Genomic DNA, 26,336 nt, shown 5'->3' with positions numbered 1-26,336 from the left:
GAGTGTGGAATGAGCGTGCGCAGCTGGCCCCAGGTGCTGGGAACCCTCGCCGACGGTGGCGACTTGGCCGCGGACGACACGGCGTGGGCGATGAGCGAGATCATGTCCGACAACGCCACCCCCGCGCAGATCGCCGCCTTCGGCGTCGCCATGAAGATCAAGGGCCCCACGCCCGCCGAGCTGACCGGCCTGGCCACCGGCATGCTCGAGCACGCGCGGCTGGTGCGGATCGATGGCGACGCGGTCGACATCGTCGGCACCGGCGGTGACCGGTCGGGTTCGGTGAACATCTCCACCATGTCCTCGATCGTGGTGGCCGCGGCCGGGGTGCCGGTGGTCAAGCACGGCAATCGGGCCGCGTCCTCCAAGAGCGGCGGCGCCGACGTGCTGGAGGCGCTGGGCGTGAAGCTCGCGCTCGGTCCGGAGTCGGTGGCGCGCTGCGTGCGCGAAGCCGGCATCGGGTTCTGCTTCGCGGCGGTGTTCCATCCCGCCCTGAAGTACGCGGGTGCGGCGCGCAGCCAGATCGGCATCCCGACCGTCTTCAACGTGCTCGGTCCGCTGACCAATCCCGCGCAGCCGCGCGCCGGTCTGGTCGGCTGCGCCTTCACCGAATTGCTGCCCGTGATCGCGGGCGTGTTCGCCGAACGCGGCGCGAGCGCGCTGGTGGTGCGCGGCAACGACGGCTTGGACGAGATCACCACCTCGGACACCACCGAGGCGTGGATCGTGTCGGGCGGACGGACGCGCCGGGCCACCATCGATCCGACCCGCATCGGTATCCCCCGGGTCGATCTGGACGCGCTGCGCGGCGGGGACGCCGAAGTGAACGCGGGCGTTGCCCGCGACGTGTTCGCCGGTCGCGGCGGCGCGGCGCGGGACGCGGTGCTGGTGAATTCGGCGGCCGCCATCGTCGCCTACGACTGGTCGCGCGGCGTGGGCGATCCGGACGCGGACCTGCACGCCGCGCTGGCGGCGGGCGTCGAGCGCGCGGCCGAGGCGATCGACACGGGCGCCGCCACCGCGCTGCTGGAGCGCTGGGCGAAGCTGACGCAGACGCTCGGCGACAACTGACGCCCGGCCTGGCGCCGCCCGGTGGAGAACTACTCCCCGAGCGAGAAAGCGGCCTCCACCTCGGCGCGGGAATACGACTTGAACGCGATGTGCGTCGTGGTGCGCAGGACACCAGGGGTCTTGTCGATCCGGCCGGTCACCACATCGGCGATCTGCTCGTGGTCGCGCACCCGCACGATCGCGATCAGGTCCACGTCGCCCGCGCAGGAGTAGACCTCGGCGACGCCGTCGGTGTCCGCGACCGCCTGCGCGGTCTCCGGGATACGGCCGTTGTCGGCGTGGATCAAGACGATCGCGGTAATCATGACGCTCAGCCTAAGCGGTCCAGATAGCCCTGCTCGGTCGGTTGGGCGCGGACCGCGGCGTCGGCCAGTTCCGCCCAGCCCAGCCAGCGTGCCGCGCCATACATCGGCTCGTGGTAACCGTCCGTGGTCCGCACGATCCGCACCCCCGGCCGGGCCAGCCAGCGGGCGACCAGCGCCACTTCTTCCGGGGACGCGCCGCGTAACGGCGGGGCGTCCTCGACCGGAGTCCATGTGTGGTCCGGCAGGTGCGGGCCGAGGGCCGGCAGCGCGCCGAGGTTCGGCAGAGTGGCCGCAACCACGGTTTCGGCGGCGGCGGCGATCTGCTCCACGATGGGCATCGGCGGCACACCGCGCGCCGCGGTGCCGGAGCCGGCGAGGCGGCCGTACCGGATGACCGCGAACTCCCACCCGCCGTCGCCGTCGGGATGCGCGGCGATCAGTTCGGCGATGCGCGCCACCGCGGCCAGTCGCTGGGTGCGCCGCAGCGCGCGCACCACGCGCGCGGCACGATCGCGCAGCCGCGCGGCCGCCTCGAAACGCTCAGCGCGCGAATGGGTTTCGATGCAATCGAGCATGAGGCGAATCGGCGCGTCGCTGTACCCGGCGAACAACGCGCGCACGAGCGCGGGCGCCGCGGCGTACTGCGTCATGTTCAACCGCTTCCCGCCGGAGCCCGCCGGACACCCGCCGACCAGAGCGGGCGGGCACTCGTGCACCGCCTTTCGGGACAGCCGTGCCGTGCAAGTGCGCAACCCGGTGAATTCGGCGATGATCACGCCCAGGTCGGCGGCGTCGTTGCGGGAGTGGAACGGCCCCAGCGCGGCCGCGCCCGGCTCCCGCACCACCGAGAAGCGCGGGAACGGCTCGTCGGTGAGAGTGAGCCACCAGGCGCGCTTGGGAAATTTCGACCGGCGGTTGTAGGGCGGGGTGTGCGCCACCAGCAGCCGAAGTTCGCGCACCCCCGCCTCGAGCGCGTGCGCGCACACCACGTGGTCGACCCGAACGGCCAGTGACACCATCTCTTTCATCCGCCCTCGGGTCTCCGAACCGGTGAAGTAATTGCGGACGCGACGGCGCAAGTTCACAGCCGTGCCTATATATAGGACTTCATCGGAAGGCCCCCGGAACAGATACACCCCCGGAGCGGCGGGGAGATCGGCCGCGAGGGCGCGTTTGGAGCGCTGCCGGGGTGTGACGTCGGGCAGATAGTCGAGCAGCTCGGTGAGACTGTGCACGCCTTGGTTCCCGACCCGGGCGATCAGGGCGTGCAGCACGTCGACGGTCGCGCGGGCGTCCTCCAGCGCCCGGTGCGTCGGCTGGGTGGTGGCGCCGAGCAGCCGGGCCAGCGAACCCAGCCGCACCGAGGGCGCCTCGTCACGTCCGAGCACCCGCCGCGCCAGCTTCACGGTGCACAGCACCTGCGCGGGCGGCCATGCGGTGTCGCACTGCGCCGCGGCGGCGCGCAGGAACGCCATGTCGAACCTGGCGTTGTGCGCGACCAGCACCGCGCCCGCGGCGAATTCCAGGAAGCCGGGCAGCACCGCCTCGATGCGCGGCGCGGCGTACACCATCGCGGTGGTGATGCCCGTGACGTGCACGACCGCGGGCGGAATCGCCCGACCCGGGTTGACCAGCGTCGCGAACTCGCCGAGCACCTCCCCGCCGCGCACCTTCACCGCTCCGATCTCGGTGATGCCGTCGGCTCCCGGACTGGTCCCGGTGGTCTCCAGGTCCACGACCACGAAAGTCGTGTCGTACAACGGGGTGTCGAGCTCGTCGAAGGCCAGCTGCTTGGCGGCAGGGCGCGGCACGGGTTCGGACACGGCCAGCAGCGTAGAGCGACGGTCCGACAGGAACCGGACGCGCGGAGACGCCACGAAATGTCCGAATAACACCGTGCGGATTCGGAGGCGATACCCGGGAATTGATCTAGAAAATCGAAAAAGAGACCCAGATCACATAAGGTCGAAAACTGTATCAAACATTGCCGCGCGTCCGGTGAAACGCGAGCCGGCACGGCCGGGCGTGTCGCCGCCGGTCGGCTCTACGGTGTACGAACCGGCGACCATACCGGATCCTACGGCGAGTAAACCGCTTCTAGCTGGCGAAATGCCGCACATCCGCACCCCGGGCGGAAGGCCGGTCCGTCCCGCCTCGCGACCCCACCCGGGCGCACATATCCCTACGCATTCCGCGTCGTTATCTTTTCGTGATTCGCTGGGACATATCTCACACCCATTAGCCACCGAAATTGTTGAGCAAGCCCTTTTCGCTTTGCCGAGGCTTTACAAACGACCGTGATGTATTCGTAACCTTCCTGAGACCTCACGGAGTCCGCCGCGCCGAACGGTGCGGCGCCGACGAAGTCCGCGGCACCACCGGGTGCGGCGTCGTGAGGCAGATTGGGAGTACCGCATCATGACGACCAACGCCGCCAAGCGTCAGGCGAAGCGCGCCGTTGCCGCCGGGGCCGTCGGCGCTGCCACCATCGGCGCGTTCCTGCTGCCCGCAGCACCCGCGTCGGCCCAGCCGGTGACCATCCCCGGCGTGGGCACCTTCGACGTTCCGAACGAGCTGCCGGTTCCGCCGGGCCTGCCCGGCCTCGAGCTGCCCGGCCCGGCTCCCCTGCCCTTCGTGGCACCCAAGTCTTCCGGCGACGTCGCGCTGGACGCCGCGCTCAGCAAGGTCGGCTCGCCGTACGTCTACGGCGCGGCGGGCCCGGACGCCTTCGACTGCTCCGGCCTGGTCCAGTGGTCCTACCGCCAGGCGGGTGTCGAACTCCCCCGCACCAGCGGCGCCCAGCTGGCCGCAGGCAGCCCCGTGTCGCTCGACGACCTCCGGCCGGGCGACCTGGTGTCGTTCTACGGCGGCGGCCACTCCGGCCTCTACGCCGGTGACGGCAACGTCGTGCACGCGTCGACCTCGGGCCAGCCGGTGAAGGTGGCGCCGATCTCCTCCATGCCGATCGCGGGCGCGCGCCGCTTCTGAGCAGCCGGTCGGGCCGCGCCGTGGCGGGCCGACCGCGCCCCGGCCCGGTGTTGAAATGGTTCTGAGGGGGGAATCGACACGGGCCGTTCCGTAACCTAACCGAGACCTTCGACCGATTACCCCGGGTTCGCCCGGAGCAAACCTCGGGGTTCGCCGAAAGCTTCACGAGGAGAACGGGGCACCGCGGGCTGTGGCTGTACATCACCGGGGACAGCAGACCAAACGTCTGGTCGCAGGAACGCTGGCAGCCGGATTCCTCGCCGCTTGTCTCTACGGCGGCGGCCCGGCCGGAGCGGATCCGGTGGCGCTCCCCACGACCGCCGGCGAAGCCGTACAGCGGATGATCGACCTGTCTCGTCAGTCCGAACAGCTCAACCAGCAGGCGCTCGGCGCGGAAGCCGAGTTGGAGGCGAAGCTCGCGGTCCAGCGTGACGCCGACGCCAGGCTGGCCGCCAGCACCGACCTGGTGAACCGGGCCAAGGACGAGGTCCGCCGGTATCAGCCGGTCATCGACCGCACCGCGATCGCCGCCTACCAGGGCGCCCGCACCAATCGCCTGTTCGCAGTGCTGGTCAGCGATTCACCGCAGCAACTGCTCGACCAGATGTCCACGCTGGACGTGGTGTCCGCGCAGACCTCCGCGCAGCTCGAGCACTACAAGAAGGCCACCGACGCCGCGACCGCGGCCGAATCGGAGGCCCGCACCGCCGCCGACGCCGCCCGGTCGGCCGCGCAGAAAGCCGACGCGGTGCGCATCGATCTGGAACGCAAGCGCAGCGATCTCGGCGGCGCCATCGCCGAGGTGGTGCAGGCCTGGGGCACGCTGTCGGCAAAGGACAAGTCCGCCCTCGCCGGATCGCCGTTCCCGCCCGGCTTCGACCGCGACAGCCTCTTGCAGGGCCTCGTCCCCGGCAGCGGAACCAGCGCGCTGGCGGCCGGGCTCACGCGGGTCGGCGACCCTTACGTGTGGGGCGCCACCGGTCCGGACCAGTTCGACTGCTCCGGTCTCGTGCAGTGGGCGTTCAAGCAGGTCGGCAAGAACGTGCCGAGGACCAGTTCGCAGCAGGCCACCTACGGCACACCCGTGCCCAAGGAGGATCTGCAGCCCGGCGACGTGGTGTTCTTCTACTCCGACATCTCGCACGTCGGCATCTACGCGGGCAACGGACTCATGCTGCACGCCTCCACCTTCGGCGTGCCCGTCGCGGTCGCGCCCATGGGCTCGACGCCGTTCCATTCGGCTCGGCGATACTAGAGGCCGTGAGCGAGCCAACCAGCGGCACCGCGTTACCCACCACCCCACCGACCCGCGACGGGCGACGGTGAGCCACCCGCGCGGTCGGCGCGGCATCGCCGCGGCGAGCGGCACAGCCGTGTCCCCGGCCGGGGCGCGCCGATGACCGGGATGCGAAGACTGCGCGCGTGGTGGTCGGCGCGGCGGCGATTCGAGTTCTGTCTCACCGTCGCGATGGTGGTGGCGCTCACCGGCGTGTGCGTGGCGCTGATCATGTTGCCGAGCACGGTGCTCCCCGAGCTGCGGGCCGCGGAGCCGGGGGCGACCGAGGCGGTGGGTCAGGCCGCGGCCGCCGATCCCAGGTTGGCGGAGGTGCGGCGCATCGTCGAGCCGTTCGGATCGATCGTCGCCCGCCAGGTGCCGACCGGAGACGGGCGGCGATCGCTGATCGTCGGGCATCCCGATCAGCGGATCGAGATCGACGTGCTGGAACGCGAACTCGCCGACGCCACCGCCGCGGTGACCGACGTCTGGGGTCCCGGCTGGGCGCAATCGGCGCTCGTCGTCGTCGCCTCCTCGCCTTCCGAATTCGCGGCCCTGCTGCGCTCGCCCGATCTGCTGTCCGCCGAGGTCGCCGCCGCCTCGGTCGCCGACCCGTTCACGCCGGGCAGCAAGCCGACCGGCCAGCGGGTCGTGTTCGGCCCCGACACCGGACGCCGCCTCGATCCCGAGGGCATGGCCACGCTGCTGCGGCATGAACTGACCCACATCGCCGCTCGCGCCGACACCGTCGACGGCGCCCCGCTGTGGATGCTGGAAGGTTTCGCCGAGTACACCGCGCACCATCGCGACGGCCAGCGGTTCGCCGACATCGCTCCCACGCTCACCGCGCACGCCCACGCCGGCCGCATCCCCGACGACCTGCCGCCCGACACCGACTTCTCCGGCCCCGACGCCGCCTTCACCTACGAGAAGGCCTGGTCGGTCTGCGCCTTCGTCGCCGAGAAGTACGACCGAACCCACCTCGTCGAGCTCTACCGCCGCATCGCCGCGAGCAGACAGACCCCCGCCACCGAAGACGCCGTCCTCCGCGAAGTCCTCGGCACCACCCGCACCGACTTCGTCGGCGACTGGCGCGAGTGGCTCCGCACCCGAACCGCCTGACCCCGCTCCGATCGTCGGCGCGCGCGGCGCCGCCCCGCTCCCTTGGTCGGTGACCCCATCCTTCGGTCTGCCGCCGCCGCACGGCCCGCACGCCGAGTGGGACATATGACGCAATCGCGACACCACCCGCACCGATCCGCCGACCCGAATCGGCCCGACCCTTCCTCTTCGCAGGCGGAGCTTTCGCCATGCATCGCAGCCTGAGCCCTCGGCTTATGACATGCCCCGCGCACCGCGACGCCTTCCGAGCGAAGCAAGACCGAGCCCCCGCCGATCGCGGCCCGCGCACACATCCAACTGCCCTGCCCGCAGTGACCCCACCAGTCCAACCCACACCGCCCACGCGCACAACGTCCCGACTTTGGAGCGCCGACGCGCCCAGCGCACCGCAACCACGCCTTCCAACCGAAGCGAGACCGGGCATCGGCCCGGCTCACGTCCAGCGCTCACCGCTCATGGTGACCCACCAGTCCACCCACACGGCCCACGCGCACAACGTCGCGACTTCTGAGCGCCGACACGCCCAGCGCACCACAACCACGCCTTCCAACCGAAGCGAGACCGGGCATCGGCCCGGCTCGCGTCCAGCGCTCACCGCTCATGGTGACCCACCAGTCCACCCACACGGCCCACGCGCAAAACGTCGCGACTTCTGAGCCCCGACACGCCCAGCGCACCACAACCACGCCTTCCGAGCGAAGCGAGACCGAGCATCCGCCGATCGCGGCCGGAGCACACATCCAACTACCCTCCCCCCGCCCACGCACAGCGTCCCGACTTCGGATCCCGGACACGCCCAGCGCACCGCAACCACGCCTTCCGAGCGAAGCGAGACCGAGCATCCGCCGTTCGCGGCCGGAGCACACATCCAACTACCCTCCCCCCGCCCACGCACAGCGTCCCGACTTCGGATCCCGGACGCGCCCAGCGCACCGCGACCACGCCTTCCGAGCGAAGCGAGACCGAGCATCCGCCGATCGCGGCCCGGCTCGCGTCCGAGTGGCCGCCGCGCAAGCGACGAAGGAGCAAGCGGCGGCCACTCGGACGCGAGCCACAAAGGGGCCGCGAACACGCCGCGCCGAAGGCGCGGCCAAACAAACACAGTATTTTGTTGCGCATGGCCCGAACTTTGCTGGTTACCAATGATTTCCCGCCGCGGCCGGGCGGTATCCAGTCGTATCTGCAGGCGCTGGCCGGTGAACTGCCGCCGGACGACCTGGTGGTCTACGCGCCGCGCTGGCGCGGCGACAGCCATCTGAAGTTCGACGCCGGGCAGAAGTTCCAGGTCGTCCGCCATCCCACCACGCTGATGCTGCCGACTCCGCTCGTGCTGCGCCGCGCCGCGCGGCTGTTGCGCGGCGAGCAGTGCGACACGGTGTGGTTCGGGGCGGCGGCGCCGTTGGCGCTGATGTCGCCCGCCCTGCGCCGTGCGGGCGCCGAACGCATTCTGGCCAGCACCCACGGGCACGAGGTCGGGTGGTCGATGCTGCCCGGCGCCAGGCAGGCGCTGCGGGCCATCGGTGAGCACACCGATGTGGTCACCTATGTCAGCCGCTACACCCGCCGCCGGTTCGCCTCCGCGTTCGGCCCGAACGCGGCGCTCGAGTATCTGCCGCCCGGCGTGGACTCCGAGGTCTTCCGCCCGGATCCCGCCGCGCGCGCCGAACTGCGCGCCCGGTACGGCTTGGGTGACCGGCCGACCATCCTGTGCCTGTCGCGGCTGGTGCCGCGCAAGGGGCAGGACGCGCTGATCCTGGCGATGCGCGATATCCGTGAGCGAGTGCGGGGCGCGGTCCTGGTGATCGCGGGTGGCGGTCCGTTCGAGGACAAGCTGCGTGCCCTCGCGGTCGCCGCGGGCGTCACCGAGGACGTGGTGTTCACCGGCCGCGTCCCGTCCGGTGAGCTGGCCGCGCATCACACGCTGGCGGACGTCTTCGCGATGCCGTGCCGGACCAGGGGCGCGGGGCTGGATGTGGAGGGGCTCGGCATCGTCTACCTGGAGGCGTCGGCGTCGGGCGTCCCGGTGGTCGCGGGCAATTCCGGCGGCGCGCCGGAGACGGTGATCGAAGGCAAGACCGGCCGTGTGGTGGACGGCCGTTCGGTGCAGCAGATCGCCGATGCCCTGGTGGAGATCCTGTCCGACCGGGACGCCGCCGCGCGGATGGGCGCGGCGGGACGCGCGTTCGTCGAGCAGCAGTGGCGCTGGGACAGCCTGGGCGCGCGCCTGCGACAGCTGCTGCGGTGATCCGCGTCGCATCTACTACGCTCAGCGGAGTGAGCAGTATCCAGGTCGCAGACCAGACCTTCGTCGCCGCATCGGGCGCCGCCGTGGCCGAGCTGCTGGCGGGGCCGAACAATTGGCGCCGCTGGTGGCCGGACCTGGCCTTGGAGGTCAGGGAGGATCGGGCCGAGAAGGGTATCCGCTGGTCGGTGACGGGTGCGCTGACCGGGACCATGGAGGTGTGGCTGGAGCCTTCGCTCGACGGGGTGATCCTGCACTACTTCTTGCACGCCGAGCCGCAGCCCCCGCTGCCCGCGGGCAAGCTGGCCGCCGTCAACCGGGCGCGCCGGGTCGCGGGCAAGAACATGTCGTTCGAGTTGAAGTCCCGGTTGGAGGCGGGCCGTCCCGCCGGTGTCACTCCCGCGCCCCAGCCTTGATCCACCGGCACCGACGCTGAAAGGAACCGCTGTCCGCATGGCCGACAGGACCCAGAGATCGATCGTCATCGAGGCCCCGTCGCAGCAGGTGATGTCCGTCATCGCCGATCTGGAGTCCTACCCGGAGTGGGTGTCCGCGGCGAAGTCGGTCGAGGTGCTGGAGACCGGGCCGGACGGTTTGGCGAAGACCGCGCGATTCGTGCTGGACGCCGGGGTGGTCAAGGACACCTACGTGCTGTCCTACGACTGGCGCGCCGACCGCAAGGCGGTCAGCTGGCGGCTGCTCAGCGGCGAATTGCAGAAGGCGCAGAACGGCACCTACGAGTTGATCGATCGGCCCGGCGGCACCGAAGTCGTCTATACGCTGACCGTCGATCTGAACATCCCGATGATCGGCATGTTCAAGCGGAAGGCCGAGAAAGTGATCACCGATACCGCGCTGAAGGAACTGAAGAAACGGGTCGAAGGCTGACCGCGCACAAGACCCGGGTCGAGCTGTTCATCGGCAAGGGCGGGGTGGGCAAGACCACGCTCGCCTGCGCCACCGCCATGGCCGAGGCAGGGTCGGGCCGTCGCGTGCTGATCGCCTCGCTCGATCAGGCGCATTCGCTGGGCGACGCGCTGGGTTTCCGCTTCCCGCACGATCCGGGCACCGTCACCGGTATCACCACCGTGCTGCCCGGACTGGACGTGATCGAGATCGATTCGCTCGCGCTGCTCGAGGACCGGTTCCGCGACGTGGTGCGTCTGGTCTCCACCGGTCGCGGGCACGAGCACGGCTTCGACCTCGGCGCGCTGGATCCGGCGGAGCTGACCGGTTTGCCCGGCGTGCAGGAACTGCTGATGCTGGTGGAGATCGCCCAGTTCGCCGCCGAGGACGACTGGGATCTGATCGTCGTCGACTGCCCGCCCTCGGCGGACATGCTGCGCATCGTCACCGCGCCAGGCACCCTGCTCGGTTACGTGGAACGGATCTGGCCGCCGGACGCGCGAGCGATGAGCGCCGCGGGCACCGACCTGCGGCGGGCCGTGCTCGCGGCAACGGTGGAGCGAATCGTCAAGGCGGTCGCCGAGGTTCGCGATCTGCTCGCCGACCACCGGCGCACCGGCGCGCGGCTGGTCACCCTCGCCGAGCGGGTGGCGGTGGCCGAATCGCGGCGGGTGCGTTCCGCCGCGGCGCTGCTGGGCTTGCGGCTGGATGCGGTGGTGGTGAACAAGGTGCTGCCCGATCTCGCGGCGCCCGCTGGGGCCGAACATCCGGCGGTGCAGTGGTATTCGAACCGGCGCGGCGAGCAATCGGACATCATCGCCGAGTTGCGGAGCGCGATGCGGGGTATTCCGGTGGTGATCGCGCAGCACACCGGTCCCGAGCCGATCGGGCTGAAATCGCTGGCCGCGCTGTCGGACGCGATGGGCTCGGCGGGCGGCACCGGGGACGCTGCGCTTATGCTGAGCGACAATCAGACGGAGGTCGACGCGAGTTCCGGCGAACCGCTGGTTCGCCTGGAATCCGGCACCGGGTTGCGGTCGGTGTACGCGCTGCGCATGCACCTGCCGGTGGTCGACGCCGCCACGTTGCGCCTTGGCCGAGTGGAGGACGATTTGATCGTGGGAGCGGACGGTGTCCGGCGCCGGGTGCGCCTGGCGCCGGTATTGCGGCGGTGCACGGTCGACGGCGCCGAACTCGAGGACGAATATCTGGTGGTTCGGTTCCGGCCCGATCCCCGGGTCTGGGCGCACGCGTCCGAAAGTCACGGCCATGACCGGTGATCCGCACTCGCCCAGGGGCGAGCAGGCCGGCGGTCACACCGCGCCCGACGGTGTCGCCGAGTTCGCCGAGGAGCTGAAGCTGCTGGCCGAGGCGGTGCTGGAGCGGGTGGAGCCGGTGCTGCGGCGCGCGGCCGACGGTCAGGTCGAGTGGTCCAGCTGCAGCTGGTGCCCGGTGTGCGCGGCCGCAGCGCTGGTGCGCGGTGAGCACCACGAGGTGCTGGCCGCGATCGCCGATCACGGCACCGCGATCGTCACCGTGCTGCGCGAAGCGCTGGCGGGGGTGCCGGTCGAACCGGTCATGCCCACCGACGCCGATCCGGAGACCGGCGCGCCGCATCACCACGACCGGCGCGGGGACGACGACGGCCCCCGTTACGTCGACATACCCGTGACGATCAAGGTATGACGCAGCAGATGGCCGGTACGCGATCGCTGACCGTCGGAATAGACGTCGGCGGCACCAACATTCGGGCGTCGGTGATCGACGACAGCGGCGAGGTGCTGGACACGGTCCAGGCGCCGACGCCGCATTCCGCGCGAGCGCTGGAGGACGCGCTGGACCGGGCCGTGCGCGAGCTGTCCGGCAGGCATCCCATCGGCGCGGTGGGCTTGGCGGTCGCCGGGTTCATCAACGGCGACCGCTCCACCGTCCGGTTCGCCCCGCACCTGCCCTGGCAGGACGCCCCGGTCGCCCAGCGCCTGACCGAACGACTGGAACTGCCGGTGATCCTGGAGCACGACGCCAACGCGGCGATGTGGGCCGAGTACCGGTTCGGCGCCGCCGCGGGCGGGCACAACGTAGTGCTCGTCGCCATCGGCACCGGTATCGGCGCCGCCCTGCTCATCGACGGCCAGTTGTACCGGGGCACGCACGGCGTCGCGCCGGAACTGGGTCATCTGCAGGTGGTTCCGCAAGGGCGGGCCTGCCCGTGCGGCAAGCGCGGATGCTGGGAGCGTTACTGCAGCGGAACCGCCCTGGCCGAGACCGCGATCGAGATGCTGGCCAGCGACACCGTGCGCTCCGTGCTCGCCAGGGACGTGGCGCGCGATCCCGGCTCGCTGACCGGACGGCGGGTCGCGGGCGCGGCGCAGGACGGCGACCCGCTCGCCGTGCGGGTGATGGCCGACTTCGCGCGCTGGCTCGGGCTCGGGCTCGCGTTCGTCAGCGACATCTTCGATCCGGACCTGGTGGTGATCGCGGGCGGGGTGAGCAGTTCGGCGCCGCTGTTCCTGGACGAGGCGCGCGAGGAGTACGCGCGGGCGATCACGGGCGCGGGGCACCGGCCGCTGGCCCGCATCAGGACCACTCAACTCGGCGAGGCCGCAGGCATGATCGGCGCCGCCGACCTCGCCAGGGCCGCGCTGCCCTCGGACGCGCGCAAGTCCGCGCGCGTCGCCCGGACCAGCCGGTGACACCGCCGCCGCGAGCCGTCGCGGCCTGCCGCGACACGCCGACGCGTACCATCGCTCGGCGTCGGGGCCGAAGTGTGGTGAGATTCGCCGCTGCGGTTGGATGTGATCTTGCACCAGCGGTAAAGTCGGCAATTGACGCAGGTGCCCGCTACTATCCCGGTCCCGGGGGAAGGACGTCATGTTCTACTGGCTGCTGAAGTTCGTGCTGCTGGGACCGTTCATTCATCTCTACAACCGGCCGACGGTCGAAGGTGTGGAGAACATTCCGGCGGACGGGCCGGCCATCATGGCGGGTAACCACCTCTCCTTCGCCGACTGGCTGTTCGCGCCGCTGCTGAGCCCGCGGCGAATCAACTACCTCGCCAAGGCCGAGTACTTCACCACGCCCGGCATCAAGGGCCGGTTGCAGAAGTTCTTCTTCAGCGCCACGGGTCAGTACCCCATCGACCGCAGCGGCGCCGACGCCGCCGAGGACGCGCTGAACGCCGCCCGCAAGCTGCTCGACCAGGGCCGTCTGGTCGGCCTCTACCCCGAGGGCACCCGCTCCCCCGACGGCCGCCTGTACAAGGGCAAGACCGGCTTGGCCCGCCTGGCGCTGGAGACCGGCGTCCCCGTCATCCCGGTCGCGGTCATCGGCACCGACGAGGTGAGCCCGCCAGGGCCGTTCCGCTGGCGCCGCAGGAAGGTGACCGTCAAGTTCGGCGAGCCCATCGACTTCTCCCGCTACGAAGGCATGGGCGGCAACCGCTTCGTCGAGCGCGCCGTCACCGACGAGGTCATGTACGAGCTGATGCGGCTCACCGGCCAGGAGTACGTCGACGTCTACGCCCACAGCCTGAAGAAGGGCGTCCCCAGCGGCAGCCGCCCGTCCTCCGTCTCCGTCCGCATCCCGGACACCGCCGCGGGCTGACCCGAAGCCCCGCCTCGGCCCCGAGACAGTTCTCGGGGCCGTTTTCGTATCGGCTGAATGCCCGCGCAGCGCGGCTCCGCGACCGCAGCACCCCAGAGAGTGGGCCGCCGCGCCCTCGGGAGTCCGCCGCCGCTCGAGCCGTGGCCGCTTCCGTGTGCCTCTCGGAACATGCTGCCGTGTCGAGCATTCCGAGTTCGGCAGCGCGACCGGCTCCGGACGCGGGAGAAGTACGGGACAAGGGATCGAGATGGCGTTGCCCACAACGTAAGGGAACGCCAAGGTTTTGTTCGGCGAGGTCGGGGAGACTGCGGAGCATGTTCGAGAAGTTGCTGGCGGCGGCCGGGGTCGGCGGGGCCGAAGTGGAGACCGAGTTGTTCACGCCGGGGGTGCAGCCCGGGGGCACGGTGGAGGGCGTGATCCGGTTGCGGGGCGGGGCGGTCGCGCAGGAGATCACCCGGGTGGCCGTCGAGTTCGTGACCAGGGCCGAGCAGGAGTACGAGGATCACGAAGGCGTGCGCGACATCGCGTTCGGCCGTACCGGGGTGCACGGGCCGTTGTCTCTGCCCGCGGGTGCGCCGCTGGAGTTCCGGTTCGCGGCCCGCGCGCCCATGGAAACACCGATCACGTTCTACAACGGACGGCACCTGCCCGGCACGGTGGTCTCGCTGCGCACGATCGTGGAGATCCACGGCGCGGTGGACGCCGCCGACACCGACCCGATCGGCGTCGGCGCGCTGCCCGCCCAGCACGTGCTACTGGAAGCGGTGGAGCGCTTGGGATTCCACCTGCGCAGCGCGGACGTCGAGTCCGGCCGGGTGCACAACACGCCGCAGACGCTGCCGTTCTACCAGGAGATCGAGTTCACCGGCGCGCCGAACTACCCCCGCTTGAACCAGCTCGAGGTGACTTTCGTCCCGACCGACACCGGCATGAGCTTGGTCCTGGAGGCGGACAAACGCGGCGGCTGGCTCTCCGAGGGCCGCGACGTCTTCGACGCGCTGTGGGTGGACTACCAGCAGCTGGGCGGGGTGGACTGGACGGGCGAACTGCACCACCGCATCGCGCGCCTGGCGCACTGAGCCCTGCTTGTTGTCCGCCCGGACCCGGCCCGTTCACGCGCCGTTGAGGTAGTCGCGTCAAGGTTGCCTCATGACCGGCTCGGACTCGAGACCATCCCGGCGAACCGTATTGCGCGCCTCCGCACTCGGATTGGTGGCGGCTCCCGCGCTGGCGGCATGCGCACGGGACGACGGCCCGGCGCTGGTGCGGCAGCGTCCGGCGCTCACCCACGGAGTCGCGGTGGGCGATCCACGCGCGGATGGCGCACTGATCTGGGCGCGCGCCGATCGCCCCGCCACGTTGCTCGTGGAAACCGCGGCTACCGAATCGTTCCGCGACCCCAGGCGTTTCACCGGGCCGCTGCTCACGCCCGACTCCGACGGCACCGGCCGGGTACGCGTCAACGGCCTGCCCGCCGGGACGCAGGTGCACTACCGGGTGACGCTGCGCGGCGAGGACGGCGCCACCTCCGAACCGGTCACCGGCGTCTTCCGCACCGCGCCCACGGCCGCGTCGGACATCCGGCTGCAGTGGTCCGGTGACGTCGCGGGCCAGGGTTACGGCATCAACCCGGAGCTGGGCGGCATGAAGATCTTCGCCGCCATGGCCGCCCGCGACCCGCACCTGTTCCTGCATTCCGGCGACTCGATCTACGCCGACGGACCGCTGCGGGAATCGATCACCCTTCCCGACGGCCGGATCTGGCGCAACGTCGTGAGCGAGGCGAAAAGCGCTGTCGCGCAGACTTTGGACCAGTTCCGCGGCAACTACGCCTACAACCTGACCGACGAGAACTACCGCCGCTTCAACAGTGCGGTCGCGCAGGTGGTGCAGTGGGACGACCACGAGACGGTGAACAACTGGTACCCCGGCGGCCTGGTCGCCGAATCCAAGGGCCACACCGAACGCGCCATGGACACCCTGGCCACCCGCTCCTGGCAGGCCTTCCACGAGTGGATGCCATTGGAACCGAGGGAAGCGGTGGACGGCCGCCTGTACCGCAAGATCGCCTACGGCCCGCTGCTCGACGTCTTCGTGCTGGACATGCGCACGAACAAGGACGCGAACGACGCCAACACCGGACCGGACGGACGCATCTTCGGTCCGGCACAGACCAAGTGGCTCGTCGACAGCCTGCGCGAGTCCACCGCCACCTGGAAGATCATCGCCAACGACCTGCCGCTCGGCCTGGTCGTCGCGGACGGTGAGCAGAAGAACGCCACCGCATTCGAAGGACCCGCCAACGGCGATCCAGGCGCACCGTCGGGCCGGGAGCGCGAGATCGCCCGGGTGCTGTCGTCGATCAAGGCGAACAAGGTGACCGGCGTCGTCTGGCTCACCGCCGACGTGCACTACACGGCGGCGCACCGCTATTCGCCCGAGCGCGCGGCCTTCACCGACTTCGACGAGTTCTGGGAGTTCGTCTCCGGCCCGCTCAACGCGGGCGCGTTCGGCCCGAACCAGCTCGACGGGACGTTCGGTCCGGAGGCGGTCTACGTCCACGCACCGCCGGTGCAGAACAGCTCACCGCTGGACGCCTTCCAGCATTTCGGCGAGGTGCGCATCGACGGAAGATCGAGGGAACTGACCGTCGATCTGTGCGACGCCGCCGGATCCGTCCTGTTCAGCAAGAGCCTTGCGCCCGCGTCGCGATGACACCCGGCTTCGGGGAAGCGGCGCGGGCCGCGCTGTGGTTAGCTTTTCTGCCATGAGCACGCCGCACATTGTCTCCAACGCCGAGGAATACCTCCCCCGCGATACCGCCGATGTCGTTCGCACGGTGCGGGATTCACGCGGGCGAACGGAACGGTTGATGGTGCGCGGCGGCGAGCTGATCGACGAGGGGCTCACGCTGCCCGCCCAGCCGACCGTGGTGTCGCTGCGCCGGATGAACCAGGTGCTGGACATCAACCTGGGCCGGCGCACCGTCCGGGTGCAGGCGGGCGCGAAACTGTCCGATGTCGACCGCAGGCTCGGCGCGCACGGACTCGGCCTGCCCATCGTCGGCGACCACCGCGACATCACCGCGGGCGGCTTCGCGTCGGTCGGCGGCGTCAGCGCGGCCTCGCACAAGCACGGTCTGTTCATCGACCAGATCGTCGATCTGGAGTACGTCGACACCGATGGGCGCATCGGCACCTGCGGGCGCACCCACCACACCGAGCGGTTCCAGCGCATCCTGGGCGCGGGTGGCCGGGCGGGCATCATCACCGCGCTCACCCTGGACGCGATCGAGATCGACAAGGAGCGCACCTGGCTGACCACGCACGCCGACCGGTTCCTCGACTTCGACTCCTTCGTCGAGCACGCCTACGCGGAGATCCTGCGCCCGGGCAACGCCGAACTCCAGGTCGGCCGCTGGGTGGACACGGCGCCGCTGAAGGTGGCGCGTCCGGTCGGCACCGGCCACGTGCAGCTGGGCACCGTGCGGTTCGGGCAGTGGTCGAGCCTGTACCCCACCGCGCCGACCAGGGGGCTGCGCGCCCGGCGCGAGGTCGGGTCGCGTGCGCGGAAATCGCTGGGCGCCATCGCCTCCGCCGCGCCGGGCAAAGCGGGCATGCCCGTGCGCAACGCGGCCGCGGGCGCGGTGCTGTTCGCGCCGAAGGTGCAGACCCTCCGCGATGCCGAGTATCTGGCCGATACGGCGCTCAGCTCGTCCGAGCGTGGTCCCGCCTACCGGGTGGGCGTTTTCGCGCCCCTGTCGAGCTACACGTCGGTGTTCTACCGTCTGCACGACCTGTTCTCCGGCCACCGCGAACGCACCGGCTGCTTCACCGTCATCTCCGCGATGACCTACGGCGTCCGCTCCCGCTACCTGCGCGCCGAATCCGCCGCCCGCGGCCTGCCCGCCGAGGACCACGGCCTGATCACCTTCACCTGCCGCCTGCGCCCCGCCGCTCTCCCGTCCGAGCAGTTGCGCGACATCGTCTCCGGCATCGAGGAGATCTGCCGTTCGGAGAACTCGCTGCGGTACGAAGCGGAGTAGCGGTTCGGCCCCGCGCCGTCCCGTGGATCCGGTGCGCCCGGACCACGGTCGGTGGCTGGAGCAATTCGTCGCCGGCCAGTCGCTCGTGCAGGCGGGACGCCGCGTCCCGTTGGTGGGTGGCTTCTACCTCACCGCAGGCATGCCGCACGATCGGCTCGACGCGATCCTCGCCACGGATCCGTGCCTTCTCCACGGCGTCGCGACGCACGAAGTCGTCGAATTCACCTTGCTGCTCGGCATGCCGACCTGCTCGCGGCCACTCACACAACAGCGCGTGCGGCGAATCAGTAACCATCGACGGAATTCCCGGAAACGTCACCGGTAGCGAGTCCCCGTGCGACATAGTTGTAAACGCTCGCGTTCCCTACTTATACGCGGGCGTACCCCACTCCATGTTCGTGATCGGATCAGACTGCATGAGGACGAGCACATCTGCCGCGGCGATCAGCGCATTCGCCATTTCGGCCCTGGTCGCGGGGACCGCGGCCTGCTTTCCGGCAACGGCCTACGCCGACGACGCACCCGACGGAGCCGCACCGGGGGTGATCACGGTGGACACCACCAGCGACGAGGCAGCGGCCGATCCCCGAAGCGGGCAATGCCGCACGGCCTCCGGCGCCTGCACATTGCGCGCCGCGGTGCAGGCGGCCAACGCCCATCCGGGTAGCACGATCGCGCTTCCGGCCGGTCGATATGTTCTGACGATAGCCCCCGACCAGCGAAAAGTGCAGGGGCGCAACCCCGATGCGACGACAGGAGACCTGAACCTCACCGCGCCGACGATGCTGCGCGGCGCCGGTCGCGATCGGACGGTGCTGGACGCCGACGGGATCGACCGCGTGCTCAGCGTCTCCGCGCCCGTGACATTGACGGGTTTGACCGTCACCGGCGGAGTCGCCGCCCAGCACGAGATCCCGTTCTATGACACCGGCGGGGGCGGCATCGCGAATTCATCGGATCTCGTCCTCGATGACGTCGTAGTCCAGGGCAACAGCGCCGGATACGGCGGCGGCATCTTCAACGTGCCGGGCTCGGACCTGAAGACGTGGAATACGGTCATCACCGGCAACTCCGCGGGCGAGGCGGGCGGCGTGCGCTGCGACAACACCTGCGCCTTCACCGACACCACGATCACCGGCAATCGCGTGGTCGACCCCGGAGTCTGGTACCGCCCTGGCGGATTCGCCGGTCGTGGCGGCGGCGTCGACGTCCGAGGCAGGGGCGTGGTGACGTTCGATCGCGCGACGATCACCGGGAACACCGCTTCGGACGGCGGCAGCGGCATCAACGTGGCGCCTGCCTACCTCGACACCCTTCCGCGCCGGCTGACCGACCTGGTCGGCGTCCCGCTCGGCACGGTCGTCCTGCGGGACTCCACCGTTCTCGGGAACAGATCCGGCGCCGCCGTGGTCAACTGTGTCGAGGTGTTCGCGAGAATCGTCTCCGAAGGCGGCAATACCAGCGACGATGCGTCCTGCAACCTCACCGGGGCCGGCGACAGAGTCCTGTCCTAGCCCGCGGGCGTCGCCGGGCCGAGCAAGGCGCGATGGATGTACACGACGGCTTCCTCGAGCTCGAGCAAGTCTCCTCCGGCCCGGAGGGTTCGTCGGATGGCCTCGTTGGTCGCGTCGGTCACCGCGAGGTACGCGTGGTCCGGAACGGAGGGATCGACCGGGCCCGCCGTCGCACGCCACGATCGGATGAAACCGGCGAACCAGTGCTGGCATCGTTCGAACGACTCGATCGCGCGCGGCCCCGCCACGGCGGTCTCCAGATAGAAGGCGCGGGCGAACGACGGCTCGTCCCGCAGCAGGGTGAGGTATTCGCGTATGCCGCGGTGAAGCGCCTCGAGCGGCTCGACGGATTCGGCCAGGATCCGTCTCATCGCCTGCCGCAGATGATCGATCATCAGATCGCGGCCGGTCTCGGCCGCCGCGAGGAAGCAGGCTTCCTTGTCCGGGAAGTGCTGGTAGAAGGTCCGGCGCGAAACCTTCGCCGTCGCGGCGATGTCCGCGACCGTCGCATCGAGGTAGCCGCGCTCGGCGACAACGACCGTGACGCCGAACAGCAGACGCTGACGTTGCGACCCCGTCACCAGGTCGCGAGCCAGTCCGTGCGGCCCGTGCGGTAGGGCCTTCAGGGTCGGCTCCAGCAACTTCTCTCCCACCCGCACCTTCATATCAGGTCGGGCCTGGCAGCCATACGAACTCCGCCCTCCGGCAGGCTCATCACCCACGAAAACGGCCCCACCGGACAACCGGTGGGGCCGTTTCGGTGCGATGTCGGCTCAGTGCTTCTCGGGCCCGAGGTAGTACTCGAACACCAGGCCCGCGGCGGCGGTCAGGATGCACACGACGCCGATGCCGATCAGCCAGAACTGGAAGAAGGCCAGGCCGAGGGCGGTCACCGAACCGGCGGCGGCCAGGGTGATCGGCCAGAAGCTGCCAGGCGAGAAGAAGCCGAGGTCACCGGCGCCGTCCACGATCTCGGCGTCTTCGTAGTCCTCCGGGCGCAGGTCGAGACGACGGGCGACGAACCGGAAGTAGGTGCCGATGATCAGCGACAGACCCGCGGTCAGCACCATGGCCGTGGTGCCGGCCCATTCGACGCCCGTGCGCGACTGACCGGTGAAGAAGCCGTAGACGCCCGCGATGATGACGAAGAACACCGTGAGCAGTTCGAAAATCCGCGCTTCGATCTTCATGTCAGATCAATCCTCACTTGCTCTCGGCCGAGGCGGCGCTCTTGGTGTCGCGCCTGGTGTTGAACGGCGCGGTGGACGTGGCGACCGGGGACTCCCCGATGGACTCGAGCGCCTCGGCGTTGGTCTTGCCCGCCTGGCGCGCGTCCAGGTACTTGGTGAACTTCTCCGGCGTGACCGCGCGGACCTCGAAGTTCATCATCGAGTGGAAGGTGCCGCACATCTCCGCGCAGCGGCCGACGAACGCGCCTTCCTTCTCGATCTTGGTGATCTGGAAGACGTTGTCGGAGTTGTTCTCCTTCGGGTTCGGCATCACGTCGCGCTTGAACAGGAACTCCGGCACCCAGAAGGCGTGGATCACGTCGGCGGCGGCGAGCTGGAACTCGATGACCTTGCCGGTCGGCAGCACCAGGACCGGGATCTCGTTGCTCGAGCCGATCGTCTCGACCTTGTCGTAGTGCAGGTAGGACAGGATGTCGTTCTCCGGCTTGCCGTGCACCGGGCCCGGCTGCGGGTGACCGTCCTTGGTCCGCTCCTCGTACCCCTCGAGCTGTTCCTGGTTCAGCGCCTCACGCGAGGCGTCGATGCCGTCGAACCGGTAGCCGTCCTTGAAGTCGACGTTGCGATAGCCGAACTTCCAGTTCCACTGGAAGGCGGTCACGTCGACCGTGACATCGGGGTTGTCCACCTTCTCCTGCACGTAGCCCTGCACGACCACGGTGAAGTAGAACAGCACGGCGATGATGACGAACGGGATCGCCGTGTAGGTCAGCTCCAGCGGCACGTTGTAGCCGGTCTGGCGCGGGAACTCCGGTGAGTCGGCCTTCTTGCGGTGGAACGCGACGGTCCAGAAGGTCAGGCCCCAGACCAGCACGCCCATCGCCAGCGCGGCGACGACCGACCAGGTCCACAGTTCCCGCATCCGGGTGGCCTGCGGCGTGATGCCAGACGGCCAACCGAACCGCAGCCAAACATTGTCGATCGAGCAGCCCGAGACGAGCAGCGCGGTGATCCCCAAGGACACCGCCAGCCCGGCCCGCCGAAGGATGCGGCTGGGGGGACGGTTGGCCGGCGAAGCCGGCGGGGCGGGTGAGTACTGCCCACCCCGGGCGGGTCGTGCCCCGATCTCTTCGCTCGCCTTGTGCGCCACGCTCACGCCTTCCTGGTCGCCACACATTCCGACAGTGCATCGTCGGGGCTGCGATCTACCCCGGCGATACGTCCTAAGCTCGTTCCAGGGCACCCTCTCGACCAGCGCGTGACACGCGGGTCGCCTGAGAGAGACCTGAGTACTACGCAGCGTAGACCAAACGCACCCCTCGGTCGTCGTCGGGTCGGCTTCGACACCTCGGGGAGCTCAGCGCGATCACCGCCACCAGCGATTCCGCCCGCGACGTGATGCGCGCGACGCGCGGACGCCACGGGTGCGGCATACTCGGACACTAGATTTCGTCCCCTTGCGCGCCATCCGGTGCGCGCGTATCCCGACTGCGAGAAATGAGGTTGCCGACGCCGTGTGTGGACTGCTCGGATTCCTGGCATCTGACGAGGCGGCACCTGGCACGGTGGAGCAGGTCTACGAGGCCTTGCACTGCGTGCGTCACCGCGGCCCGGACGAGCGCGGCACCTGGCACGACGACCATGTGATCTTCGGCTTCAACCGCCTGTCGATCATCGACATCGAGCACTCGCACCAGCCGCTGCGCTGGGGCCCGCCCGAGCAGCCCGACCGCTACGCGTTGACCTTCAACGGCGAGATCTACAACTACCTGGAGCTGCGCGCCGAACTCGCCGAGGCGCACGCCGCCGAGTTCCCCGACGGCAAGATCTTCCAGACCGAGGGCGACAGCGAGGCCATCGTCGCGGCGTTCCACTACTGGGGGCCGGAGGCGGTGCGGCGGCTGCGCGGCATGTTCGCCTTCGCGATCTGGGACACCGAAACCGGGGAGCTGTTCCTGGCCCGCGACCCGTTCGGCATCAAGCCGCTGTTCCTGGCCACCGGACCGGGCGGCACCGCGTTCGGCAGCGAGAAGAAGAGCCTGCTGGAACTGCTGCCCGCGCTGCGGTTGAGCGACGCGCTGGACCCGAGGGCGCTGGAGCACTACACGGTGCTGCAGTACGTCCCGGAGCCGGAGACGCTGCACAAGGACATCCGCAGGCTGGAGTCGGGCAGCTACGCCACCGTGCGGCCCGGTGCGGCGCCGGTCGTCACCCGGTACTTCACGCCGAAGTTCCCGGTGCGCCCGTTCACCCCGGGTTCGGCGGCGGCGCGCTACCGGGAGATCGCCGCGGCGCTCGAGGACTCCGTCGCCAAGCACATGCGCGCCGACGTGACCGTCGGTTCGTTCCTTTCCGGCGGCATCGACTCCACCGCGGTCGCGGCGCTGGCCATGCGGCACAACCCGAAGCTGATCACGTTCACCACCGGGTTCGAACGCGAGGGCTACTCGGAGGTGGACGTCGCCGCCGAGAGCGCCGAGGCGATCGGCGCGCGCCACGTGGTGAAGGTGGTCTCCCCCGCCGAGTTCGCCCAGGCCATCCCGGAGATCGTCTGGTATCTCGACGACCCGGTGGCCGACCCGGCGCTGGTGCCGCTGTACTTCGTCGCGAAGGAGGCGCGCAAGCACGTCAAGGTGGTGCTCTCGGGTGAGGGCGCCGACGAGTTGTTCGGCGGGTACACCATCTACCGCGAGCCGCTGTCGCTGAAGCCGTTCGAGAAGCTGCCGCGCGGCCTGCGCAGACTGGCCGGCAAGCTGTCGGACCGGATTCCGGACGGCACCAGGGGCAAGAGCCTGCTGCACCGCGGCTCGCTCACCCTCGAGGAGCGCTACTACGGCAACGCGCGCAGCTTCAACGACGCCCAGCTGCGCGCCGTGCTGCGCGAGTTCCGGCCGGAGTGGACCCATCAGGACGTCACCGCGCCGCTGTACGCGCAGTCGCGCGGCTGGGACCCGGTGGCCCGGATGCAGCACCTGGACCTGTTCACCTGGCTGCGCGGCGACATCCTGGTCAAGGCCGACAAGATGACCATGGCCAACTCGCTGGAACTGCGCGTGCCGTTCCTGGACACCGAGGTGCTGAAGGCGGCGGAGGGGCTGCCGTTCGAGCAGAAGATCACCAAGGACACCACGAAGTACGCGCTGCGTCAGGCGCTGGAGGGCATCGTGCCTCCGCACGTGCTGCACCGCGCCAAGCTCGGCTTCCCGGTGCCGCTGCGGCACTGGCTGCGCGGCACGGAACTCTACGACTGGGCGCAGCAGCAGATCGCCGAGTCGCAGACCGACCACCTGCTGAACAAGGCCGCGATCAGCGAGATGCTGGTCGCGCACCGGGCGGGGACCGCCGATCACAGCCGCAGGCTGTGGACCCTGCTGGTGTTCATGGTGTGGCACGGCATCTTCGTCGAGGACCGGATCAAGCCGGAGATCCAGGAGCCGGTCTACCCGGTCTCGCTCTGAGGTACACGAAAGGCGCGCACCCGGTCGGGTGCGCGCCTTTCGTCGTTCAGGGTCAGAGCAAAGTCTTGATGTCCGCCGCGGCCTCCGGGCCGTAGGCCTGGGTGAGGCGCTCGAGCGCGGACTCCTTGTTCAGCGTCCACTCCTGGGTGCCCATGGTCTCCAGCACCAGCACGGCGATCAGGGAGCCCAGCTGCGCGGAACGCTCCAGGCTCAGCCCGGCGGTGTGCGCGGTGAGGAAGCCCGCGCGGAAGGCGTCACCGACGCCGGTGGGCTCCACCTTCTCGAGCTCCGGCACGACGCCGACGGTCACCTCGGTGCCGTCGCGGTCGACGATCCGCACGCCTTCCGCGCCCAGGGTCGTGACGCGGACGCCGACCTTCTGGGCGACTTCTTCCTCGCTCAGGCCGGTCTTCTGCAGCAACAGCGCCCACTCGTACTTGTTCGTGAACAGGTACGCGGCGCCGTCGATCAGCTGCACGGACTGGTCACCGTCCAGGCGGGCCAGCTGCTGCGAGGGATCGGCGGCGAACGGAATGCCGAGTTCGCGACACTCGGCGGTGTGCCGCAGCATCGCCTCCGGGTCGTTGGCCCCGATCAGGACGAGGTCGAGCTCCCTGGACTCGGACAGCTCGGCGATGGAGATATCGCGCGCCTCGCTCATCGCGCCGGGGTAGAACGACGCGATCTGAGCCATGTCGTCGTCGGTGGTGCAGACGAAACGCGCGGTGTGCGCGCGATCGGACACCAGCACGGTGGAGCAGTCGACCCCGTGCTTCTCCAACCAGGCGCGGTACTCGCCGAAATCGGCGCCGACGGCACCGACGAGCAGGGGCGTGCGATTGAGCAGGCCCATGGCGTAGGCGATGTTGCCGCCGACGCCGCCGCGCCGAATCTGCAGATCGTCGACGAGGAAGCTCAGCGACACGTGGTCGAGCTGATCGGCCAGCAGTACGTCGGCGAACCGTCCGGGAAAACGCATGAGGTGGTCGGTCGCAATGGACGCGGAAACGGCTATGGACACGTGGCTGAGCCCCTTCAACGGTAGGCGGCAGGCGGTGCAGACCGGGACGCGAGTCCCGATCTCACCGTAGCTGATGCCGCCTGTCCGGGTCTTCAGGCCGTACTAGTTGAGCGGCACCGGATTTGCGTTCAGGTCCTGCGTGAGTGCCGCTCGGGTCCTGGGCGTTCCCGACGAGTTACCCGTGTCCGCACGAGATCAGGTGTTCCGATCGGACGCGGCCGATCTCCGCGACCGCGCCGGGATCACTGCCTCAGTTGAAGGAGTCGCCGCAGGCGCAGGAGCCGGTGGCGTTCGGGTTGTCGATGGTGAAGCCCTGCTTCTCGATGGTGTCGACGAAGTCGATCGAGGCGCCCTGCACGTACGGCGCGCTCATCCGGTCGACGGCCAGCGTGACGCCGCCGAAGTCGACGGTCAGGTCGCCGTCGAGCGAGCGGTCGTCGAAGAACAGCTGGTAACGCAGGCCGGCACAACCACCCGGCTGCACCGCGATCCGCAGCGCCAGGTCGTCGCGACCCTCCTGGTCGAGCAGGGCCTTCGCCTTCGCGGCGGCGGCGTCGGTCAGAGTCACACCGTGGGTGGCGGTCTCGTTCTGCACAGTCATGAACTCTCCTCGAGGAACCTGTGGTCAACCCGTGAACAGCGCACGGGTCGTGTCGGTCAACACCACTCGGCAGGCTGCTATTCCTCCATCTTGCCACCACCCCCGCCGCGACGGCGCGCAACCTCCGTGACCCCGCACACTCCCGGCGAATCGGACCGCATTTCTCGCCGCGCTACCCATCGAATAGCCTGGTCGATGTGAAATTGTTCCGTCGCGGCGAGTCCAGCACCACCGACGCGACCGCCGAATCGACGGTGGTCACGGACGGCGACTCGGCCGCGGGCACCACCCGCGCGGCGGCGACGGCCACCGCGGGCAAGGGCCGTCCCACCCCGAAACGCCGTGACGCGCAAGGCAAGCGCCGCGGCCCGATAGCGCCCGCCCCGCTCACCGCCAAGGAGGCCCGCGCCCGGCGCAAGGCCGCGCGGGGCACCAGAGCCGAGCGCAAGGCCGCGGCCGCGAAACGGCGCGAGGCCGCCGCGGATCGGCGCGAGCGCATGCTCGCGGGCGAGGACAAGTACCTTCCGCCCCGCGACCAGGGGCCGGTCCGGGCCTTCGTCCGCGACATCGTCGACGCCCGGCGCAACCTGGTCGGCCTGTTCATGCCGATGGCGCTGGTGCTGATCTTCTCGATGTTCCTCGCCCCCGCGCTGCAGACCGTCGTCACGTTGGCCATGCTGGTGATGATGCTGTTCATGGGCATCGAGGGCGTCCTGCTCGGCCGGGTGGTGAACAACCGGGTCAGGGAGCGTTTCCCGGAGACCACCGACGGCGGATACCGCCTCGGCTGGTACGCCTTCGTCCGCGCGTCGCAGATCCGCAAGATGCGCGCCCCGAAACCACGGGTCGGCCCGGGCGACGCTGTGTGATTTTGGCCGCGCCTTCGGCGCGGCGTGTTCGCGGCCCCTTGATGGCTCGCGTGTGCGCGGCCGCCGCTTGCTCCTTCGTCGCGTACGCGGCGGCCGCGCACACGCGAGCCGGGCCGCGACCGGCGGCG

At 69.9% G+C, this 26,336-nt stretch carries 25 protein-coding genes; 18 read left to right on the top strand and 7 right to left on the bottom strand.

From position 1 onward, the window contains the following. The first annotated feature begins 9 nt into the window (after nucleotides 1–9). A complete protein-coding gene (gene trpD / locus ACWDMM_RS27015) occupies nucleotides 10–1,071 on the top strand; it encodes an anthranilate phosphoribosyltransferase (RefSeq protein ID WP_195077833.1) in 1,062 nt (353 codons plus the stop codon). Between the two features lie 29 nt (nucleotides 1,072–1,100). Here the strand turns inward: trpD and ACWDMM_RS27010 are convergent, their stop codons facing one another. Together ACWDMM_RS27010 and ACWDMM_RS27005 are read right to left on the bottom strand one after the other, a co-directional pair. After that, a complete protein-coding gene (locus ACWDMM_RS27010; RefSeq protein ID WP_067800602.1) occupies nucleotides 1,101–1,376 on the bottom strand; it encodes an Lrp/AsnC family transcriptional regulator in 276 nt (91 codons plus the stop codon). Between the two features lie 5 nt (nucleotides 1,377–1,381). Continuing rightward, entirely contained in the window at nucleotides 1,382–3,199 is a 1,818-nt protein-coding gene (locus ACWDMM_RS27005) for a DEDD exonuclease domain-containing protein (RefSeq protein WP_357112515.1), read from the bottom strand. A gap of 595 nt (nucleotides 3,200–3,794) precedes the next feature. Between ACWDMM_RS27005 and ACWDMM_RS27000 the strand changes: the two genes are divergently transcribed. From ACWDMM_RS27000 to ACWDMM_RS26930, 15 genes are all read left to right on the top strand, one after another. Continuing rightward, nucleotides 3,795–4,364 (top strand): C40 family peptidase, encoded by a 570-nt coding sequence (locus tag ACWDMM_RS27000; protein WP_195077831.1) that lies wholly within the window; start codon nucleotides 3,795–3,797, stop codon nucleotides 4,362–4,364. Between the two features lie 190 nt (nucleotides 4,365–4,554). Next, nucleotides 4,555–5,619 carry an NlpC/P60 family protein gene (locus tag ACWDMM_RS26995; RefSeq protein ID WP_357113195.1) on the top strand — a complete coding sequence of 355 codons (1,065 nt, stop codon included), beginning with the start codon at nucleotides 4,555–4,557 and terminating at the stop codon, nucleotides 5,617–5,619. 150 nt (nucleotides 5,620–5,769) lie between these two features. Beyond that, the gene (locus ACWDMM_RS26990; protein ID WP_449940114.1) at nucleotides 5,770–6,762 is read left to right on the top strand and encodes a hypothetical protein; all 993 of its coding nucleotides are present in this window, start codon (nucleotides 5,770–5,772) and stop codon (nucleotides 6,760–6,762) included. 1,117 nt (nucleotides 6,763–7,879) lie between these two features. Then, nucleotides 7,880–9,007 carry a glycosyltransferase family 4 protein gene (locus tag ACWDMM_RS26985; RefSeq protein WP_357112984.1) on the top strand — a complete coding sequence of 376 codons (1,128 nt, stop codon included), beginning with the start codon at nucleotides 7,880–7,882 and terminating at the stop codon, nucleotides 9,005–9,007. 29 nt (nucleotides 9,008–9,036) lie between these two features. Beyond that, nucleotides 9,037–9,420: a polyketide cyclase / dehydrase and lipid transport gene (locus tag ACWDMM_RS26980; RefSeq protein WP_449940112.1), complete on the top strand. Its 384-nt coding sequence runs from the start codon at nucleotides 9,037–9,039 to the stop codon at nucleotides 9,418–9,420. 37 nt (nucleotides 9,421–9,457) lie between these two features. Then, a complete protein-coding gene (locus ACWDMM_RS26975) occupies nucleotides 9,458–9,892 on the top strand; it encodes an SRPBCC family protein (protein ID WP_195077826.1) in 435 nt (144 codons plus the stop codon). Beyond that, nucleotides 9,889–11,190, top strand: coding sequence for an ArsA family ATPase (locus ACWDMM_RS26970; protein ID WP_449940168.1), 1,302 nt, complete (start codon nucleotides 9,889–9,891; stop codon nucleotides 11,188–11,190). Before ACWDMM_RS26975 ends, ACWDMM_RS26970 begins: the two co-directional genes overlap by 4 nt. Further along, complete coding sequence (locus ACWDMM_RS26965; RefSeq protein ID WP_323124693.1) at nucleotides 11,180–11,596, top strand: hypothetical protein; 417 nt, start codon at nucleotides 11,180–11,182, stop codon at nucleotides 11,594–11,596. Before ACWDMM_RS26970 ends, ACWDMM_RS26965 begins: the two co-directional genes overlap by 11 nt. Next, complete coding sequence (locus ACWDMM_RS26960; RefSeq protein WP_195077825.1) at nucleotides 11,593–12,603, top strand: ROK family protein; 1,011 nt, start codon at nucleotides 11,593–11,595, stop codon at nucleotides 12,601–12,603. Before ACWDMM_RS26965 ends, ACWDMM_RS26960 begins: the two co-directional genes overlap by 4 nt. A 178-nt stretch (nucleotides 12,604–12,781) precedes the next feature. Then, complete coding sequence (locus ACWDMM_RS26955) at nucleotides 12,782–13,513, top strand: lysophospholipid acyltransferase family protein (protein ID WP_195077824.1); 732 nt, start codon at nucleotides 12,782–12,784, stop codon at nucleotides 13,511–13,513. A 314-nt stretch (nucleotides 13,514–13,827) separates the two neighbouring features. Beyond that, nucleotides 13,828–14,592: a sporulation protein gene (locus tag ACWDMM_RS26950; protein ID WP_357112992.1), complete on the top strand. Its 765-nt coding sequence runs from the start codon at nucleotides 13,828–13,830 to the stop codon at nucleotides 14,590–14,592. A gap of 70 nt (nucleotides 14,593–14,662) precedes the next feature. Beyond that, nucleotides 14,663–16,228 (top strand): alkaline phosphatase D family protein, encoded by a 1,566-nt coding sequence (locus ACWDMM_RS26945; RefSeq protein WP_357112995.1) that lies wholly within the window; start codon nucleotides 14,663–14,665, stop codon nucleotides 16,226–16,228. Nucleotides 16,229–16,280: 52 nt separating this feature from the next. After that, a complete protein-coding gene (locus ACWDMM_RS26940; RefSeq protein WP_195077821.1) occupies nucleotides 16,281–17,558 on the top strand; it encodes an FAD-binding oxidoreductase in 1,278 nt (425 codons plus the stop codon). 22 nt (nucleotides 17,559–17,580) lie between these two features. After that, nucleotides 17,581–17,883: a YciI family protein gene (locus ACWDMM_RS26935; RefSeq protein ID WP_449940107.1), complete on the top strand. Its 303-nt coding sequence runs from the start codon at nucleotides 17,581–17,583 to the stop codon at nucleotides 17,881–17,883. Between the two features lie 91 nt (nucleotides 17,884–17,974). Continuing rightward, complete coding sequence (locus ACWDMM_RS26930; protein ID WP_357112999.1) at nucleotides 17,975–19,072, top strand: CSLREA domain-containing protein; 1,098 nt, start codon at nucleotides 17,975–17,977, stop codon at nucleotides 19,070–19,072. Here ACWDMM_RS26930 and ACWDMM_RS26925 read toward each other — a convergent pair. The 3 genes from ACWDMM_RS26925 to ctaC form a co-directional block, all read right to left on the bottom strand. Beyond that, nucleotides 19,069–19,725 carry a TetR/AcrR family transcriptional regulator gene (locus ACWDMM_RS26925; protein ID WP_357113002.1) on the bottom strand — a complete coding sequence of 219 codons (657 nt, stop codon included), beginning with the start codon at nucleotides 19,723–19,725 and terminating at the stop codon, nucleotides 19,069–19,071. The genes ACWDMM_RS26930 and ACWDMM_RS26925 overlap by 4 nt on opposite strands. A gap of 120 nt (nucleotides 19,726–19,845) precedes the next feature. Beyond that, entirely contained in the window at nucleotides 19,846–20,262 is a 417-nt protein-coding gene (locus ACWDMM_RS26920; RefSeq protein ID WP_067800673.1) for a cytochrome c oxidase subunit 4, read from the bottom strand. Nucleotides 20,263–20,275: 13 nt separating this feature from the next. After that, nucleotides 20,276–21,409: an aa3-type cytochrome oxidase subunit II gene (ctaC, locus tag ACWDMM_RS26915; RefSeq protein ID WP_323124699.1), complete on the bottom strand. Its 1,134-nt coding sequence runs from the start codon at nucleotides 21,407–21,409 to the stop codon at nucleotides 20,276–20,278. Between the two features lie 364 nt (nucleotides 21,410–21,773). Between ctaC and asnB the strand changes: the two genes are divergently transcribed. Further along, nucleotides 21,774–23,717 carry an asparagine synthase (glutamine-hydrolyzing) gene (asnB, locus tag ACWDMM_RS26910; protein ID WP_195077817.1) on the top strand — a complete coding sequence of 648 codons (1,944 nt, stop codon included), beginning with the start codon at nucleotides 21,774–21,776 and terminating at the stop codon, nucleotides 23,715–23,717. 52 nt (nucleotides 23,718–23,769) lie between these two features. Here asnB and ACWDMM_RS26905 read toward each other — a convergent pair whose 3' ends face one another. Continuing rightward, nucleotides 23,770–24,738, bottom strand: a complete 969-nt coding sequence (locus ACWDMM_RS26905; RefSeq protein ID WP_195077816.1) for a carbohydrate kinase family protein — start codon at nucleotides 24,736–24,738, stop codon at nucleotides 23,770–23,772. 250 nt (nucleotides 24,739–24,988) lie between these two features. After that, nucleotides 24,989–25,339, bottom strand: a complete 351-nt coding sequence (locus tag ACWDMM_RS26900; RefSeq protein WP_039797033.1) for a HesB/IscA family protein — start codon at nucleotides 25,337–25,339, stop codon at nucleotides 24,989–24,991. A 197-nt stretch (nucleotides 25,340–25,536) separates the two neighbouring features. Between ACWDMM_RS26900 and ACWDMM_RS26895 the strand changes: the two genes are divergently transcribed. Then, on the top strand, nucleotides 25,537–26,208 hold the full coding sequence (locus tag ACWDMM_RS26895) for a DUF3043 domain-containing protein (protein WP_195077815.1): 672 nt from the start codon (nucleotides 25,537–25,539) through the stop codon (nucleotides 26,206–26,208). Nucleotides 26,209–26,336 lie beyond the last annotated feature (128 nt).

The sequence above is a fragment of the Nocardia sp. NPDC003726 genome, from assembly GCF_053586955.1.
This window is presented reverse-complemented; position numbering and strand designations above follow the sequence as displayed.